Source organism: Kosakonia sacchari SP1, assembly GCF_000300455.3.
GTDB lineage: Bacteria > Pseudomonadota > Gammaproteobacteria > Enterobacterales > Enterobacteriaceae > Kosakonia > Kosakonia sacchari.
In genome coordinates this window covers 2,061,666-2,078,056 of the sequence record NZ_CP007215.2, presented here as the reverse complement: position 1 = coordinate 2,078,056, position 16,391 = coordinate 2,061,666, and the positions used below count along the sequence as shown (strand labels likewise).

Annotated in this window: 21 protein-coding genes; 1 reads left to right on the top strand and 20 read right to left on the bottom strand. The window is 49.4% G+C overall.

What is annotated here, in order from left to right; translation table 11 throughout:
• The first annotated feature begins 42 nt into the window (after nucleotides 1-42).
• A complete protein-coding gene (gene fumA / locus C813_RS32910; protein ID WP_017457049.1) occupies nucleotides 43-1,692 on the top strand; it encodes a class I fumarate hydratase FumA in 1,650 nt (549 codons plus the stop codon).
• Nucleotides 1,693-1,798: 106 nt separating this feature from the next.
• Here fumA and C813_RS32905 read toward each other — a convergent pair whose 3' ends face one another.
• From C813_RS32905 to C813_RS32810, 20 genes are all read right to left on the bottom strand, one after another.
• On the bottom strand, nucleotides 1,799-2,173 hold the full coding sequence (locus tag C813_RS32905) for a hypothetical protein (RefSeq protein WP_017457048.1): 375 nt from the start codon (nucleotides 2,171-2,173) through the stop codon (nucleotides 1,799-1,801).
• Between the two features lie 41 nt (nucleotides 2,174-2,214).
• The gene (locus tag C813_RS32900) at nucleotides 2,215-2,733 is read right to left on the bottom strand and encodes a hypothetical protein (protein WP_017457047.1); all 519 of its coding nucleotides are present in this window, start codon (nucleotides 2,731-2,733) and stop codon (nucleotides 2,215-2,217) included.
• Nucleotides 2,734-2,763: 30 nt separating this feature from the next.
• On the bottom strand, nucleotides 2,764-3,480 hold the full coding sequence (locus C813_RS32895; RefSeq protein ID WP_017457046.1) for a hypothetical protein: 717 nt from the start codon (nucleotides 3,478-3,480) through the stop codon (nucleotides 2,764-2,766).
• 46 nt (nucleotides 3,481-3,526) lie between these two features.
• A complete protein-coding gene (locus C813_RS32890; protein ID WP_017457045.1) occupies nucleotides 3,527-3,754 on the bottom strand; it encodes a hypothetical protein in 228 nt (75 codons plus the stop codon).
• Between the two features lie 140 nt (nucleotides 3,755-3,894).
• The gene (locus C813_RS32885) at nucleotides 3,895-4,617 is read right to left on the bottom strand and encodes a hypothetical protein (protein ID WP_139164752.1); all 723 of its coding nucleotides are present in this window, start codon (nucleotides 4,615-4,617) and stop codon (nucleotides 3,895-3,897) included.
• A 71-nt stretch (nucleotides 4,618-4,688) separates the two neighbouring features.
• Nucleotides 4,689-4,943, bottom strand: coding sequence for a hypothetical protein (locus C813_RS32880; RefSeq protein WP_017457043.1), 255 nt, complete (start codon nucleotides 4,941-4,943; stop codon nucleotides 4,689-4,691).
• 118 nt (nucleotides 4,944-5,061) lie between these two features.
• The gene (locus C813_RS32875) at nucleotides 5,062-5,547 is read right to left on the bottom strand and encodes a hypothetical protein (RefSeq protein ID WP_017457042.1); all 486 of its coding nucleotides are present in this window, start codon (nucleotides 5,545-5,547) and stop codon (nucleotides 5,062-5,064) included.
• A gap of 13 nt (nucleotides 5,548-5,560) precedes the next feature.
• Nucleotides 5,561-5,848 (bottom strand): hypothetical protein, encoded by a 288-nt coding sequence (locus C813_RS32870; RefSeq protein ID WP_017457041.1) that lies wholly within the window; start codon nucleotides 5,846-5,848, stop codon nucleotides 5,561-5,563.
• A 60-nt stretch (nucleotides 5,849-5,908) separates the two neighbouring features.
• Complete coding sequence (locus C813_RS32865; protein ID WP_016495682.1) at nucleotides 5,909-6,301, bottom strand: DUF4150 domain-containing protein; 393 nt, start codon at nucleotides 6,299-6,301, stop codon at nucleotides 5,909-5,911.
• Between the two features lie 4 nt (nucleotides 6,302-6,305).
• Nucleotides 6,306-6,911 (bottom strand): DUF3540 domain-containing protein, encoded by a 606-nt coding sequence (locus C813_RS32860; protein WP_017457040.1) that lies wholly within the window; start codon nucleotides 6,909-6,911, stop codon nucleotides 6,306-6,308.
• On the bottom strand, nucleotides 6,908-7,993 hold the full coding sequence (locus tag C813_RS32855) for a pentapeptide repeat-containing protein (RefSeq protein WP_017457039.1): 1,086 nt from the start codon (nucleotides 7,991-7,993) through the stop codon (nucleotides 6,908-6,910). The genes C813_RS32860 and C813_RS32855 overlap by 4 nt, the downstream gene beginning before the upstream one ends.
• Complete coding sequence (locus C813_RS32850; RefSeq protein ID WP_017457038.1) at nucleotides 7,990-10,530, bottom strand: DUF2169 family type VI secretion system accessory protein; 2,541 nt, start codon at nucleotides 10,528-10,530, stop codon at nucleotides 7,990-7,992. The genes C813_RS32855 and C813_RS32850 overlap by 4 nt, the downstream gene beginning before the upstream one ends.
• A 72-nt stretch (nucleotides 10,531-10,602) precedes the next feature.
• Nucleotides 10,603-10,965: a DUF3592 domain-containing protein gene (locus C813_RS32845; protein WP_017457037.1), complete on the bottom strand. Its 363-nt coding sequence runs from the start codon at nucleotides 10,963-10,965 to the stop codon at nucleotides 10,603-10,605.
• A complete protein-coding gene (locus C813_RS32840) occupies nucleotides 10,965-11,363 on the bottom strand; it encodes a hypothetical protein (protein WP_017457036.1) in 399 nt (132 codons plus the stop codon). The genes C813_RS32845 and C813_RS32840 overlap by 1 nt, the downstream gene beginning before the upstream one ends.
• A gap of 291 nt (nucleotides 11,364-11,654) precedes the next feature.
• Nucleotides 11,655-11,963, bottom strand: coding sequence for a hypothetical protein (locus tag C813_RS32835; protein WP_017457035.1), 309 nt, complete (start codon nucleotides 11,961-11,963; stop codon nucleotides 11,655-11,657).
• A 253-nt stretch (nucleotides 11,964-12,216) separates the two neighbouring features.
• Complete coding sequence (locus tag C813_RS32830) at nucleotides 12,217-12,534, bottom strand: hypothetical protein (protein WP_025263582.1); 318 nt, start codon at nucleotides 12,532-12,534, stop codon at nucleotides 12,217-12,219.
• Nucleotides 12,535-12,691: 157 nt separating this feature from the next.
• Entirely contained in the window at nucleotides 12,692-13,039 is a 348-nt protein-coding gene (locus C813_RS32825; protein ID WP_017457033.1) for a DUF3592 domain-containing protein, read from the bottom strand.
• Nucleotides 13,040-13,224: 185 nt separating this feature from the next.
• Nucleotides 13,225-13,572 carry a DUF3592 domain-containing protein gene (locus C813_RS32820; protein ID WP_017457032.1) on the bottom strand — a complete coding sequence of 116 codons (348 nt, stop codon included), beginning with the start codon at nucleotides 13,570-13,572 and terminating at the stop codon, nucleotides 13,225-13,227.
• Nucleotides 13,573-13,734: 162 nt separating this feature from the next.
• On the bottom strand, nucleotides 13,735-14,115 hold the full coding sequence (locus C813_RS32815; protein ID WP_017457031.1) for a hypothetical protein: 381 nt from the start codon (nucleotides 14,113-14,115) through the stop codon (nucleotides 13,735-13,737).
• Between the two features lie 15 nt (nucleotides 14,116-14,130).
• Nucleotides 14,131-16,362: a type VI secretion system Vgr family protein gene (locus C813_RS32810; RefSeq protein ID WP_017457030.1), complete on the bottom strand. Its 2,232-nt coding sequence runs from the start codon at nucleotides 16,360-16,362 to the stop codon at nucleotides 14,131-14,133.
• Nucleotides 16,363-16,391: the final 29 nt, after the last annotated feature.

Here is a 16,391-nt window from a genome sequence, read left to right as displayed (position 1 = left end):
CCGGGCATTCCCGGCGGTTTTATTTTTATGGAGTAAAGAGCTATGTCGAACAAACCCTTTGTTTATCAGGACCCGTTCCCGCTGGCGAAAGACGATACGGAATATTATCTGCTGAGCCGTGAATATGTCTCTGTTGCCGACTTCGACGGCCAGCAAGTATTGAAAGTCGAGCCGGAGGCGCTGACGCTGCTGGCGCAACGTGCGTTCCATGACGCCTCCTTTATGCTGCGTCCTTCCCACCAGCAGCAGGTTGCCGCCATTCTGCATGACCCGCAAGCGAGCGAAAACGACAAATACGTTGCTCTGCAATTCCTGCGTAACTCAGAAATCGCCGCCAAAGGTGTGTTGCCGACCTGCCAGGACACCGGCACGGCAATTATCATGGGTAAAAAAGGTCAGCGCGTGTGGACCGGCGGCGGCGACGAAGCCGCACTGGCGCGTGGTGTGTACAACACCTACACCGAAGACAACCTGCGTTATTCGCAGAATGCGCCGCTGGATATGTATAAAGAGGTCAACACCGGCACTAACCTGCCGGCACAGATCGATCTCTACAGCGTGGACGGTGACGAGTATAAATTCCTGTGCATCGCCAAAGGCGGCGGTTCAGCGAACAAGACCTATCTCTACCAGGAAACTAAAGCACTGATTACCCCGGCGAAGCTGAAAAACTACCTGGTTGAGAAGATGCGTACTCTCGGTACGGCAGCTTGTCCGCCTTACCATATCGCGTTTGTGATTGGCGGTACGTCGGCTGAATCAACGCTGAAAACGGTGAAACTGGCCTCCACCCGCTACTACGATGGTCTGCCGACTGAAGGTAACGAGCATGGTCAGGCGTTCCGCGATGTTCAACTGGAACAGGAATTAATGCAAGAAGCGCAGAACCTTGGCCTTGGTGCGCAGTTCGGCGGTAAATATTTTGCTCACGATATCCGCGTGATCCGCCTGCCGCGCCACGGTGCCTCCTGCCCTATCGGCATGGGCGTCTCCTGCTCCGCCGACCGTAATATCAAAGCGAAGATCAACCGCGAAGGCATCTGGATCGAGAAGATGGAGCACAATCCGGGGCAGTATATTCCGGAAGAGCTGCGCCAGCAGGGTGAAGGCGATGTGGCGAAAATCGACCTCAACCAGCCGATGAAAGCGATCCTCGCCCAGCTTTCCGCGTTCCCGGTATCAACCCGCGTTTCGCTGAACGGCACAATTATCGTGGCGCGCGATATTGCCCACGCGAAGCTGAAAGAGCTGATTGATAACGGCGAAGAGCTGCCGCAGTACGTGAAAGATCATCCGATCTACTACGCCGGCCCGGCAAAAACGCCAGAAGGTTATGCTTCCGGTTCGCTTGGCCCAACCACCGCCGGGCGTATGGACTCCTACGTGGATCTGCTGCAATCGCACGGCGCGAGCATGATCATGCTGGCAAAAGGCAACCGCAGCCAGCAAGTGACCGATGCCTGTGCCAAACACGGCGGTTTCTACCTGGGGAGTATTGGCGGCCCGGCTGCCGTACTGGCGCAGCAGAGTATTAAGAGCCTCGAATGCGTGGCTTACCCGGAACTGGGTATGGAAGCGATCTGGAAAATTGAAGTGGAGAACTTCCCGGCGTTCATTCTGGTGGATGACAAAGGTAACGACTTCTTCCAGCAGATCCAGAACAAACAGTGCGCCGGCTGTAACCAGCGTTAAGTAAGATGTGAAAACCCCCGGCGGAGTGTCCGACCGGGGGTTTTTATTGCGCGAATATCAGCGGGTGGTTACGAGTTTTAGATACTGCAATGCTTTCCGCCGCGCGTTATTCATAATCGCTAACCACCAGCAGCGCATAAAGCGTGGCAATGTAACGGGCAGGCTGCTGCTCTTTATAACTGAAGATAACCAGCGTTTTCCCCTGCCCGTCTTCACAGCTATGCGCAGAGCAAAGAAGCGAACCCTCTGGCGCAGAGTAACGCGTATAAGCCTCAGGATTGAAAGTAATGGCTTTGATTCTTGCCGCCACTGCGGCCTGGATATGCTCTGGTAGCCGGGCAAAATCCCCGCTCTGGTAGAGATCCGGCTCAATTGGCTGCTGGCAACGCGGACAAATCAATTCGGCATGTTGATTAAAAAAGCGCGTTTCCAGGCCATCGTGCAGCATTACGCGTTTCTTAATGAACTTGTCGATTTTCATCGTCGTCACCCGCCGGAAAGTTGATCATTCAGGTCGCCCGTTCAGTCATTCCCAGTGCTGATATTAATGACCTGCACTTTGCCGCCGGTGACATCGAAAGCGATATTTTTGTGCGCCAGTGAATACATAATCCACTCTTCGCCATCGCTGTTATCGGTTTCACCCGCGCCATACTGCTCAATCACACGCTGTTTCGCATCGCCGGGCGCTACACCACGCGCGGTATGCAATGCGGGAGAATGCAGCGTTATCTGCCCGATGAGGTAACTGTCGACGCTTTTGCCGCGTTGCTGCCAGTTGATATTGGCGCTGTAGATATCAAAACCCGCAAAAATGTGGCGGTAAAATTTATAGTTTTCCTCGCCAAATGGCACTTCACCGACGAAATCTTCGCTGGCTTGTTTCCCGAGAGCCGCCATTAGATTGCGATCCCACTCCTGCCCCAGGGTGATAGCCTGTTTATTGATTTCCACGGTGAAGTCATTTTCCGTCAGCGGCGTTTGCGCCGCCTGGGCAGAAAAAGCAAACAGCAGCGCAAAAACGGGGAATATTCGACGCATTAACCTTTCCATAGTGAGTCAAAAGAAGCGCTATTTAAGCCAGTTGCCCGCCTGGTTGACAAGCGTTTTACCTGCCTGCGTCACCACCAGTTTCGGCGGGTTGTAATCGACAAGATAAAGCACATCGCCATTACGGAATTCTGCGCCTATTACGCGGTTTTCATTATCCAGCCGCGTTTTACCGTGCAGGCTAATCTGCTGGCTGTCGCGGTTTCGCGCGCCGGTATAAAGCAGATCATCGCAAGGCGTGGTGAACGCGCCGCAATTATTGCGGATCGCAATCATAAAATTATCGGTGCGGATAATTTTCGTTGTCGCGCCAGCGTGAACACGCTCTTTAACCAGCGCGTAATTTTCCGGCGCGTAATAATCACCGTGTTCAGGCGGTTGCGTCAGATGCCACGCCAGTTTGTCATCATTAATAACCAACGTGGCTTTGCCGTTTTTACCGCCGAAGCTCGAATCAAACGTAACGATAGCGGTATTATTTTTAACCTCGCCGCGCAGGTTATCCTGCTGTTCATCCGGGCAATCAATGCGGTTGCCGCGCTGAGTAATAAAGCAATACGAGCCAGTAAGTTTGTTATTCTGCTGGGATAATTTCAGCGTTAATGTGGATTCATTGCTTTCACTGCCGTGCCACTGCCCGGAAAAATCAGCTGCCGACGCGGCGCTGGCGCAACAGGAGAGCAAAAAGCTCGCAACGACAAAGTAAAGCCGCGGAGGAGTTGGATGAATAGCGTACATAATGTGCGTCTGTTCCTTTTCAGCATCACAGAAAATAAGTTGATTCTTAAGGCCCGTAAAAGAACATCAGTGTCGAGAGGTCGTCAAAATCCGCTTTCGATAACACGTTTTTTTCCATGCGATCGTACTGGTAGATAATCCCTTTCATGGGAATGGTCGAGGGGTGTTCTCTGGCCAATGCCATTAATGTTTCAACATCTGAGGGATTTTTGAGCGCTCTGGTGAAAAATTTGAGCAGTAACGCTTCGCCCTCTTCACGGGTTAACAGATTCATGCGTATTTTCTCATTCGGTTAATTCAGTAGAAAAAAGCTGATGGCTGAAATAATTACCCTCGATAACGCCATCAACGCATCTCTGTATTGCAGCACTATTACCTGAGCCTTTGGAACGCACGGGGACATGGCATGCGAATCTACTCATGTGCTTTCCAGATACCTTTTTCATCAAGGAGGATTTTATTGTTTTGTATCACAGTTAAGCTGTTATCAATTTTACTCAGGAGATAGGTAGTGGTGCCGTTTTTAAAGGTGTAGGTAATAACAGGGCAGATTGACTGATCGCAAGATTTTCGCACCGCAAAACCGTGCAAATTGACTTCGGCCCGATCATTTTTACGCACGCCGTAGTACGTTGCTTCGTCACAATTCGCGCCGTTACCACACACCGTGACAACCTTTATCTTAAATTTAGGGGTTTCAAAAAAATCGACGAAGGTCTCAGCCGTTAGACTAACCGTTGGCGTGTTAAACGACACGTCCTGAAAGCGGCTAACCCATTGTTGCAGCGCGTCAGGAATGCGTTTTTCGCCTGTGTTGCTTTTATAGTGAGCAACCGATGCCGTTGGCATTACCCATGCGGCAGAAAGCCTGCCATCCGGATAAATAACAAATGCGGAGGCATTTTCCAGATAGAGATCTTTCAGCCAGCCTTCAACGAATAACCCGCCATCCGCAGTGTGTCGCGGTTCGCCATAGACATCGAAATTACCTGTAAACGCAGCGTAATTCGGCCCTAATACTTTTTTTAACGACGCCTGCACCTGCTTATCTGCGGTGATATTTCCGACGGTTTCGAGCTTGTCAAAACGGTTAATATCAATACCCGCAGAAGCGTCAAATGAGAAAAAAGAGAACAAGCAAACAAAAAGGATCGACAAAAGCACTTTGCCAAAAAAAACATTTCGCATAGATTTAATTCACATCCGTTCTAACGCACTTTAAACTCAGGAACCGGGACTTCACGATGTTTGTATTTATCATAATTGTCGCGCATATCTTTTGCTAACGAGACCATTTCATGAAAATCTCCATATCGACTTAACTCGGCATTGTCGAGAATAAAACATTTTTGCACATCCCACATACTGTTATAGGGCCATATCATGCAAATAAGATATTTATCGTCGCTTTGCAAAATATAGAAATCGCCCTTTTCTTTATGAATAACGTTCACTCCAGCCATAACTACTCCTGATAATTCTATAAAACACACAGGCTAAAAAAGTGCATCGCTAAGCATGGTCCCAGCCAGCTGGCAGGACATAGCGAAAAGGTCCTTCCTTGTGGATATATTGGACAGGTTAATTTACAAAATTGCGGAGGGTCATATTTTTTAAATAAGAGGGTTGCGCATATGGGAAACCAAATCCAATACCGTTACCGTTTTTATCAACGGGTGTGATCCAGGAGAAAGTTTCATCCTTTGAATGCCCGTGCGGAACGTCAATTAGCTTTAATTGTGGGTAGGTTTTCCTGACGTCTTCTAACAAAATATTAGCATTCGCCACATCGTAAGAAATAATATAAACCTTACCCGGATTATCGGGATCAAGGCGAACGCTCATCTTCGTGATTTCTATCCCGCCTTCAATAGAGAAAGGTGCAACTTTTAACCGCTCAGCAATATTTTGATCTTCACGTACGAGCGGCACAGGAATTATTGCATCAAGTTTATTTACATCTTGTCCTACGGTGTTTTTAAGCTGTGTTGCGAATCGCCACAATGATTCAATTTCGGTATTATTTCCTTCCGCAAACAAGTTGGGAGAAGAGAATAAAGCCAGCATAATAAAAGGTATTTTAATGAAATGTCTTACTTGGCATATAAGCATCGTACGTTATCCCATTTGACGAACACTTTATTTTCTCCTCCACGCTATCACTAAACGGCATAACTTCTTTGCTTTTCTCGTTACTAAAACCATTATCAACAGCAGTGGTGCTGGTTTGGCGACGCTCGCCGTTGCGCTCCGGCAGCGCTTCGCGCCCGGCAAGTTTCCAGAAAAGCAGGCCGTCGACCGGCAGCTTGGCCGTGAGCCTGTTCGCCATAACCATGATTCCGTAAAAATCAATCACCGGAAAGCGCACTTGCTGTTGCCTGTGCGTTCGTTTTTTTAGGTGGAAAATTACTGTGCGTAGCGTGTGTTGTTACGGTGCAAGCATTAGCACTTTGAACTGGCTGGGTACAATGCGCATGCCAATGGCATTGGTGGAATTTTGCAGGCTGACGCTGGTTAAACGCGTTGCCGGAGTGCCTTTTAGCAGCACGGTGAATGCGCCGGTCAGGTGGCGCGATGGCCCCATCACCGTACCGGAAGCGACACCCGTCGCCACGCCCGGGTTATCGCCATTAGTCAGCGGTGTAATGGTCGCCATATTGTGCGCAGGCATGCCCATGAACAGAATATTGAGCGCGTTCGGGATCGCGGTTGGCCCCAGCGCGATATCCGGGTACGGGATTGGCGTCGGGGCGGGCATCGGCGTCAGGCAGACATCCGGAAACGCGAGATCAACACCCATCAACTGGCAGTTTGCAAACATCGAATTACCCCATGTGGATCTGTTCAGAATCGACTTTAGTGATCGCTTTCGAGGTGATCACCGTGTTTTGCGCGTGCATACGCAGATAATCATCCGCTTTCATATCCAGTTGTCCGGCGCGCACATGCTCGGTCTGGCGGGTGGTGCGAAACAGATGCTGGCTCATCTGCGTGACCGTCTGCCAGACGGATTCCGCACGTTTGCCAACAATGCGCGAAAGCGTAACCCACGCGGAAATCTTGTCGCCGCTATAGTTCATCTCGCTGATATGGCAATCGCCTTTCGCCGCACTGACATTCAGCGCATCGCTGCTCAGGGTTAACGCGCCCTGGCTTGTGATACGCAAGTCGCCCGGCACACTCAGCTCGGTAGTGTCCTCGTTCCCGCGCTCCAGCACGGCAAGTAACCACATCTGGTTATCGACCGCGCTTATCAGCACCGTATCGCCTGCCTGCGGCGCGATCACGCAGCTTACTGCCCGGCGGCAGTGCCAGCCGCGCCCGTCGCATTCGACCATCAGGCTGCCATCGTCAAAACAGTGGGTGACGCGTGCGGAAAACTGGCCGCCAGGCAGCGTGGCGAGTGTCAAAGGTTGGTTGAGGTTGTTCATTGCGGGTCTCCGTAAATTCGGCTGTGGCGTTCGGCAGTCCAGGCCTCCGCCGCCAGTAACTCTTCGTCGTACTCAAGAATGCCTTTGCGATCGGCAAAACGCGCGCCCTCTTGCCGCGCGCGATGAAAACGGCTGCGTGAGAAGGTCGCGCCGCGAAAATCGGCGTCGCATACCTCCGCGCCGCTGAAATCGGCATAGGTAAAATCGCACAGGGTGAAATCGGCCTGCCGGGCCGTAACGTGTTGCAGGATGCTCTGAAAAAAGCGGCTCTGTTTAAAACTGGCCTGCTGTAATGTCGCACCGACAAAAATCGCCTGATCGAACAGGCTGCTGTGGGCATGTGCGCCGCTCAAATCGGCCTGCATAAATAGCGCCTGCGAGGCGTTAACGTTGTCCAGTCGCGCTTGTTTGAGCGATGCGCCTTTGAAATTGCACTGGGTGAGTTGCGCCCCGCTAAAATCAGCGCCATCAAGCTGGTTATCGGTAAACTGGCAGCCGGTGAACTGATGTTGCGCATAGTTTTTGCCGCGCTGGTCGCAGTTAAAAAATACCGCCCGTTCAAACTGGCTCGCGCTGAGATCCGTATCGCGCAGATCAATGCCGTAGTACGTGGTCAGCAGGTTATGGCAATGATTAAGCTTCGCCCCGTCAAGCGGGCACTCAAACAGTGTCGAACGTTCCAGACGCGCACCGGTAAAAACAGTTTTGTTCAGCGGGCTACGCATAAACTGCGTGCTGTCAAAAGCCGACTGTGAAAAGTCGCAGCCAGTCAATGTGCATTCGTTGAATACGCAACGCAGCAGCGATGTATTACTGAAATTCGCCGTGGCTAAATCGCACTGGTTAAACACGGTCTCTTCGAGGTGTGCCGCAGCAAGCACGGTGCCTGCGAGCTGACATTCGGTAAAGACGCTCTCCTGCAGATTGCAACCTTGCAGGTTGGCCCCTGCGAAAGAGACCTCCTGAAAAATCCCGCCGGATAAATCACATCCGCGCAGATCGCAGCCATCAAGGTTGAGTTCCATAATGGCCTCGCCGCTTTTCACTTTTTGTTGCAGCGCAGCGGCATTTAACTGACTCATATCACCTCCCCGTCGCGCTTCGGCAGGGTTTTCACGCGTTTGTTATAGGCACCATCAAATTTCGTGGTGCTGTCCGCGATAGACTGGGAAAGATCGGCGCGGAATAGATTACTGAAACTGAGATCGGCACCTTCAAGGCGGCTTTTTTGCATCATCGCGCCCATTAAGTTGGCGTCGGTAAAACGCACGCGCCGGAAATCAGTACGCATAAACAGGCTGCCGGTTAGCGTGGCGCCGCTAAAATCCGCCCCTTCGCATTGCGCCTCGCTGAGATCGCTGTTATCCAGCTTCGCACGAACGAAATGAGCGTCCGTCAGTACCGCCTGGCGTAAATTGCTCTGCTTAAGCTGCGCGCCGCTGAAATCTGCACCGCACAACGTGCCTCCGGATGCCACCGCGCAGGTGATAAGCGTGGCGTCACGAAACAGTGCTCGCTCCAGCCGACTCTCTACCCACGAACAGCCGTCCAGGTACGCTCCAACAAACGAGGCGCTTTGCAGTTCACACTGGATAAAACTGCTTTTATTCATTTTTGCCGCGCTGAAGTCAGGTTGCGGCAGCGTAAGTTCCATAAACACACAATTATCCAGCGTCGCATGATGGAATACGCACTGGCTAAAGCCGGTTTTACGCAGCAGCAGGTTTTCCAGTCGCGCATGGCTGAAATCACACGCGTCAAACAACGCATCGGTCATTTCAGATTCTTTAAACTGCGCGCCGGTGAAATTGGTCTGGTGGCACTGCGCCAGCGCGAGGCTCGCTTCGGTGAAGTCGCATTCGCAAAGCGAGGCGCCCTGTAAATCCGTGCGCGCCAGCATCGCGTGGCTGAAATCAGCGCCATCAAGCTGGCACTGGCTGAGGTTCGCACACTCCAGCAGTGCGTTGCGGAAATTGGCGCCACGCAGATCCATGCCGGAGAAATCCGCGCCGGTCAGATCCAGCCCGCTGAAATCGCCGCCCTGCGCCATCGTTCTTTCGGCACGCTGGCGAATAATCAGCGCGATATCGCCAGTCAGTTTGATGGCAGGTGGTTGTTCGGCAGCGGACATCAGATAGAGTTTGTGCAGCGCTTCCCGGCTCTGTTTTAGCTTTTTCTCACTCATGCTATCGGCGTTGCGCTCCAGTAAATCCTGCATGCGCATCATCGATTCCGGCCCGCGCGGCTGGTTTTCCTGCGCATTCATCTGCGGGAAGCGCGCCTCCATCTCTGCTTTGCGTGTTTCGGCCTGCGCCTGCATTTGCTGGGCTTTGCGCTCCATCTCTTCGATAAACTCTGGCAAATCCTCCAGCTTCGGAAGTGCGGGTTCCTCCATCTCCTTGAGCAGATCGGCGGTATCCGCACCCTGCGCTTCCAGCCGCGCACGATGCTGCTCACGGAGCTGTATAGCGCGGTTTTGCTGGTTATCACGCATCGGGCTGTGGTTTTCCTGTACCTCGCTGTCAATCCACGGGCCGATGATATCTTCAGGGATCAGATCTTTTTCACGGAAGGCAAACAGCGCGCCTTTCTCTTTATCCAGACGCTGATGGAGCACTTTGCGATAGTGGTTGACCGAACGGGCAGCACCGGTTTTTTCGAGCGCGGGCATCAGTTGTAAAACGTCTGCGGCATCGTCTTCATTAATACGCTGATTGCCCTGCCAGATAAGCACCATCTGCTCAAGATGAGGGAAAAACCACACCGTGGTAGCGCGCAGCGCGATCTCTTCAAACAGGATCTCATCGCCGCGCTGGCGCTGCATAAAGCAGCGCGCCTGCCACGGCGGCAGCGTGCCTTCCTGTAAATGCTGCTCGGGGTGCATATTCCAGATGCGCCATGCGGCCTGCGGCGGTAACGCATCTTTATCTTCCCACCATTGATCGGGGCTGGCGGCGTTAAATACCCGCCAGTCGATATCGGGCGCAAAACCAGGAAAATCATGCTGCAACCAGCGGGCATCGTAGTTTTTACCCATCCGGCGAAAGCGGCGTGGCCACAGCAGATCCAGCGGGCCGAAACTGGCAGGTTCTGGTTTAGCGCGCGGAGACGTAATACGCTGATTTAAGAGTTCAATATTGGGCAGGCGGCGGAACCGGGTACCGTTGTGGTTTTCTTCCACGGCACCGATACCGTGCGGGTTTTCCTCAAAACCTTCGCCACCGAAAGCGCGACTCCAGTCGAGGCGCATCTGATCAAAAGGTTTGGCAGCAGTCGGGCGCGAACCGGCCCAGTAACGATCGCCGGTGACGGCCAGGGTTTTACTGAGCTCGCCGATTTCAATGCGCACCGCACAGGCGGTTTTATCCTGATGATGGTGCGAGTAAGCAAAGCCGGTAGCGAGGAATTCGGCGCGCGCTTTCGGCATTGCCATATCCAGCACGCCGCCGCTGGTTTGCAGCTCGCTGGCAGCCAGCTGCCAAAGCTCGACTTCAGGACGTAATTTTGGTTGTGCGCCCATATCCAGCAGCGCGAGAACAGAAACACCCAGGTGATTTTGCCCCTGCAGGCGAAATGGGCGATTAAGCACGCTCAGCCGCAGCGGTTTAATAATCTTCATATAACATCCTTTGGAAGATTAAGCGTATCGTTGGCGTTTTTTAACGTCAGGAAAGACCGCCTTACGATGAAATTAGAATACGCGGGGGAGATTAACCTTATTGAGTGACGGATCGCTGCGCAAATACATGACCGGAACGGTTTCGCCCACTTTATAGTTAAGCATCTCCATCGTTTTCACCACGGTGACCACATTTTGTTGGGTGAAAACCCTGCCGGTATGATCGTTAAATTCATAATCCAGTGTGACATTGACGATGCCATTTGGCGCGGGCGTTCCCGCCACGGCCTGAGTTATTCGCGCATTGACATGCACAGGATCGCTAGCGATGCGCTTTTTTATTCGGTTATTTTTTATATCGCGAATAGCGATTTTAATAAAAACAACAACTACCAGCGCGGGTAAAAGATAAGCCAGATACTTAAAATAATCCATTACGTTTCCTGAGATGATTCATCAAAAATAATATCGGCAACAGCGATTTTCTTTGTCAGCAACCCTTGATATTTTATGCGCAGCTTAAGACCCGGTTTTAATCTTGCGATATCGTTTGCATTAATGAAAGCCGCTGCTTTTTTCTTTTGCGCTTTCCGGTCAATCACAATGATGAAGTGAAATAGAAAATATTCGCCTTTTCGCGTTGATTTTAACGGCTCCCATGTTTCCAGCACCCCCTCTTTTTCAGGGCCATACCAGCCACGCTGCGTAGCACAATCTTTAATGAGTTTTGCGTTGCCGGTTGGTTCGCGCAGGCCTTTAACGGTGAGATAAAGAAAAAAAGCCAATACACACCAGGAAAAGAGCGTTGAGTATTTAGCCATTAATTCCATCATTACTGTCAGTGCCTTATTTCGCTAGAACTCAATTTTAATGACCGCTAAACGGCCTTTGTTTCCTTTCTTCACTTTGATTCGCAGTCCAGGTTGGATCAATGGCATCTGAGAAATATTCACCAGTGTTTTAGCAGTGTAGAGTTGATTGTCGCCCGGCAGGTGAAAGCGAATATCATAAAAGAAGTCATTGCCAAATCTATCACCGCTTATTTTGCAGGCGATAAATTCACTTTCAATAATGAACGACAGTCAATAATAAGCAGCACACTGGGTTTTGTTATTGTATGTATTTTATTTCTCAAACATGAAAACATAATGTTTATCATCGACATACATAATTTTTATTTGCATTCCAGGTTGCATTTGTGGAGCGTAAAAGGTATCGATCTTTTCACGACCTTCAATTTTACGCCCTTCCACATTTAAAACATAAGCTACAGTTGTATTCCCTGATTCATCCGTGGAAACAGGTCTGATATTTTCAATCACAGCCATAATCGGGCGGCCTTCACGAATTATTTTCTCCCTTTTATTAACAGAAACAAAACACATAATAACCATCACAGCAAGCATGCCAATCGCTAATAAAACCCCCATCATATTGTTCAATCCTTTTTACATAAATACATAGTCAACAACTGTGCAAATATAATACATAGAAAAACACAGGCTGACTTCAGAACTGATGTAAACATGGTTTTGTCGTAATTTTAGAAAAATCGAATAAAATCCGTTAAGGGTTTTCTGGCAACTAAAATAGTTGCCTAGTTTTTCCTTGTTTTTACCATCTACGGGAGTACGTTTCGGACAGGGCAGACTGAATTGCTATTCCTTTTCACTGATACTTGGCAATTTACTTATCCAGTGGAGAGGGGATTTTCAACTTTATTTTCTTAGGTTCTTTTCTGGAGTAAATCAACGGCACCTTTGCTCCTTTTTGATATTCAGGAACCTTAACTACATCAATAACTGCTTTCCCTTCAGTGTTAACGATTTTATGATCGGCGGTAATAAACCGCACCTGAATAATCGCATTAATAAATGCGGAGTTCTCGCCACTGGAACTACGAATGTTAATAATCTCCCCCTGTGCTTGCCCCGCATCAGCCGGGTCAATTTTAACCGCCCCTCTACCCGCCATGATGATGTTATAGATAAAGAAAACAAACATGCCAAAAAAGACAACAGCAAGGGATAAGTAACATAGTAAGAAATTGCCATTTGGACCTTTTTATCATGCCGTGTAGTTGTTATTAACGCTTTAAATTTTTTTGAAATACAACCCGATAGTATAACCAGTCACGCACACTCAAAAAAAACCAGTTAACTTATTCCATTTCGCTCGGCATAAGAAGTACTTGTTGAGGATCCTGAGGGAGATAGTAAAGCACAACAGTGTTGTTCCTCATGATTTTTATTAAATCCTCTGGCGTAAAGTATCTTTTAGTTGTAACGGTTATAGTTTCATTTTTAATTGTAAACTCGACAACCATACGAAATCGGGTATTTCCCGTGCCTGATGCGCCAATTTTCTCCTTACTTAAAATTTTCGCTTCTGTTCTGATCCCTTCTTTCTTAAATTTATCGTGAACAACACCTGTATGATAACAGTATAAAAAGACACCCATGCAAACAATAAAAATAATTGAGATGGTAACAACGGGAGTGTCAAGCACGATAGCCGCCGTGGTTTAAATAATTAAAACAATATAAGTTAATTTTCACTTTAAAAAAAACGAACTCAATTTAAAACCGATAGATTTATAGCCTACGACATTTAAAAAAGCCGACCAGGATTAGTTTTGCAACTGTTTGATTCGAGTCACCATTTACAAAATGGCTATTCCATATTACAAAATGGCTATTCCATATCTTGAGGAACCAAATAGATTTGTTGAGGATCCTCTGGCAAATAAAATAACTGCACCGTATTTTTTCTCATTACTTTGATCAAGTCCTCAGGTGTAAAATATCTTTTAGTTTGTGCTCTGACGACACCATTTCTTGTTTCAAACTCCACTACAACTTTATATTTAATATTACCCGTGCCGGATACACCGATATTTTTCTTATCAAGAATTCGCGCCTCTACTTTACTACCCTTAGCTCTAAACCTGTCATCATCATAACCGGCCTTCATAATCCCATAAATAAGCCAGGCTATAATTAATACAGTGAGCGCAATAGACCACATAGTTGAATCTGACATCTATTAACCTTAAACAATAACTTTTAACTTATTGAGTTTAACTCTTAGGGTTGGCATATTTATCCGTACAAGCAATCATTGGCGAATTTTATAATAGTTATTGATGTTGATTACTTACGCAACCAACATCGTATATTTGATAATTATCACACGCTTCTATTCTTAACTATCCTCAAAGTCCACTTCAACTACAGCCAACCGATTCTTACTGCCTTTTTTAACTTTAATTTTAAGACCCTTTTTCAAAAGATGCATTTGGCTAGGCCTTATTAGGGTTTTAGCAGTGTACAAATGCGGATCTCCGTCAAGATAAAAATTAATCTCATAGAAAAAATCATTTCCATATCTGGCATTCATTTGTTGCCATGATTCTATTTTTGAATCAAGCAACTCACCTTCCCATTTGTTACTTGATAAGTAAACCTTTATACCAGAAACATCTGTTTTATCTTGCTTTTCTAAAAAGTAAAAAAAAGCAGTCGCAGCAACAGTAACAACAATGCCGCCATACATAAAATACTTTGAATAATCTTCAAGTGCCATTTTGTACCTCAACAATCATGTAATGATATAAAGTGCATTATTTGTAACGTTTATTGTTCTATTGGTAATATTTGTTATGCCAAAATTTATCACCGTTGCATTCGCTTCTTTCTTAAAAAGAGTTTTAGAAAATTCTTTTACTTTAAAAGAATTCGATAACCCATTAAAAGTATTTGTTAAACCTACTGCAGCAAACGCAGTCAATGTTCCAGAAATAGAGTTCCCAACAAAACTTTCGCTAAAACCGGTGACCGTTAATGTATGAAATTTTGGTTTGAAAAGTGCATCAGGAGCCTCAAAAACTATTTGTTGTTTACTGCTGATCTTTATCAAGTTAGGGCTACTGATAGTTATCGTCCCACCATTGACATTTTGCGTCCAGTTACCGCTATTAACATCGACAGTCAATCCCCCTTCAATAGTCGTCATCTGACCACTGTCAAATTTCTCTGTCACCAGCCCGGTAACATGATGCGACTCGGTACCTTCCACCTCCGTGATGCGCCCCTCTTTCACAGTCACAACATCACCGCCGCTGGTGATATTCAGCGTACGCCCATTCTTGATGGTTTCCGTCTGGCTGTTGTTGAAGGTGGTGGTTTCCGCTTCATCTACCGTAGTCGTGCGCTTCGCGCGATAGTGGAACGAGGCGTCGCCGGTGACATCGTCTTTCTGCTCTTTCAGAATGGTCGTCGTACGATTGCCGTCAATGTTGACCGTCTTGTCATTTTCCACCGAGACTTTCATATCTTTTTCGGAATGCAACTCGACAGCTTCGCTCCCGGCGCGATCCTCAAAAAACAGGTAGCTGGCGTTGTCTTTGCTACCGTCTTTACTGCGGGTCATAAAGCCCATGCGCGTTGAATCATCCGGCAGTGTCCACGGCGGCATGCTGGATTCGTTATAGACACGCCCGGTGACGATCGGCCGGTCCGGGTCGCCGTTGATAAAGTCGATCACCACTTCGTCGCCCACGCGCGGGATTTGTACCCCGCCGAAGCCCTGCCCCGCCCAGGCACTCGACACACGCACCCAGCAGGAGCTGGTGTCATCGCCTTTCGCCAGCCGGTCCCAGTGGAATTTCACCTTCACCCGGCCATATTTATCCGTCCAGATACTCTCGCCCTGCGGCCCGACCACTTTCGCCGTCTGCGGACCGTAGGTCTTCGGCCACGCCGTCACCGCCGCCGGGCGGAACACCACCGACGACGGGATCACGGTGAAATCGATGCGGTGCACCGTTTCGCCGTCAGAGCCGCTGGCGTAGCGGTTTTCCTCGAAAAAGTAGTTCGCTTCGGTGGTCAGGTACTCGCCGTTATCACTGAAAAACGGCGCGTTATACAGCGCGAAGGTGTTCCCGGGTGCTACGCCAACCGCCGTGGCGGTGCCCTGAATCTGCTGGTGCTCCACCTGCCAGCGCTCCTGGCGGATACGCGCGTAATACTCCCCGTGACCGTGCTCGACAAAACGCCCCGGCCAGTCATAGACATCAATGCTGCCCGGCTGCGGCGACGCCGGGTTCTGCCGCGCCTGGAACAGCCACGCGTTCGGTTTGCGGAAGTCGTAATCATCGAGGCTGTAAATGCCCGGCGTCACGCTGTCCTCCAGCGCCCACTGGCTGATGCCCTCTTCATCCGTGCTGCCGCCGGACGGCGTCTGGTGATAGGGAATGGTTTCGTAGCCGCTGAAGGGCTGATGTTCGGTCGCCGCGTCAGTCAGCACCAGCACATGGCGGTCGGCTTCGTGGCGGAAATGGTAGGCGATGCCCTCAAGCTCCATCAGACGGCTGATGAAATCGAGGCTCGATTCTTGGTACTGCACGCAGTAATCCCAGGTGCGGTAGCTGCCGGTCAGCTTATCTTCCACGTTCACCTGATATTCGCCGAGCAGCGTTTTCACTATCTGCGGCGCAGTCTGGCCCTGGAAGATACGCAGGTTGCGGTCGCGTTTCATCGGCCACAAATCCGGCTCCACGGTGAGCTGATACACCGCGTAACGCGTTCCCGAAAGTTCAACGGCGCTCACCGCCACGCGGGTGATTTTGCCGTTGATATAGCGCGTACCCATTCCCTGGGTGGGAATATTGACGGTTGCGGATTGACCCAGCAGTTTGCTGCGATCGACCCGCGCATCGGTGCTCAACACCGTCAGCGCCAGCGTAAATGACTCCGACAGCGCTTCGCGCCCGGCAAGTTTCCAGAAAAGTAAACCCTCGACGGGTAACGTCGCCGTGATTCTGTTCTGCATAACGAGAGATCCCTACTCAATGTCTGTCA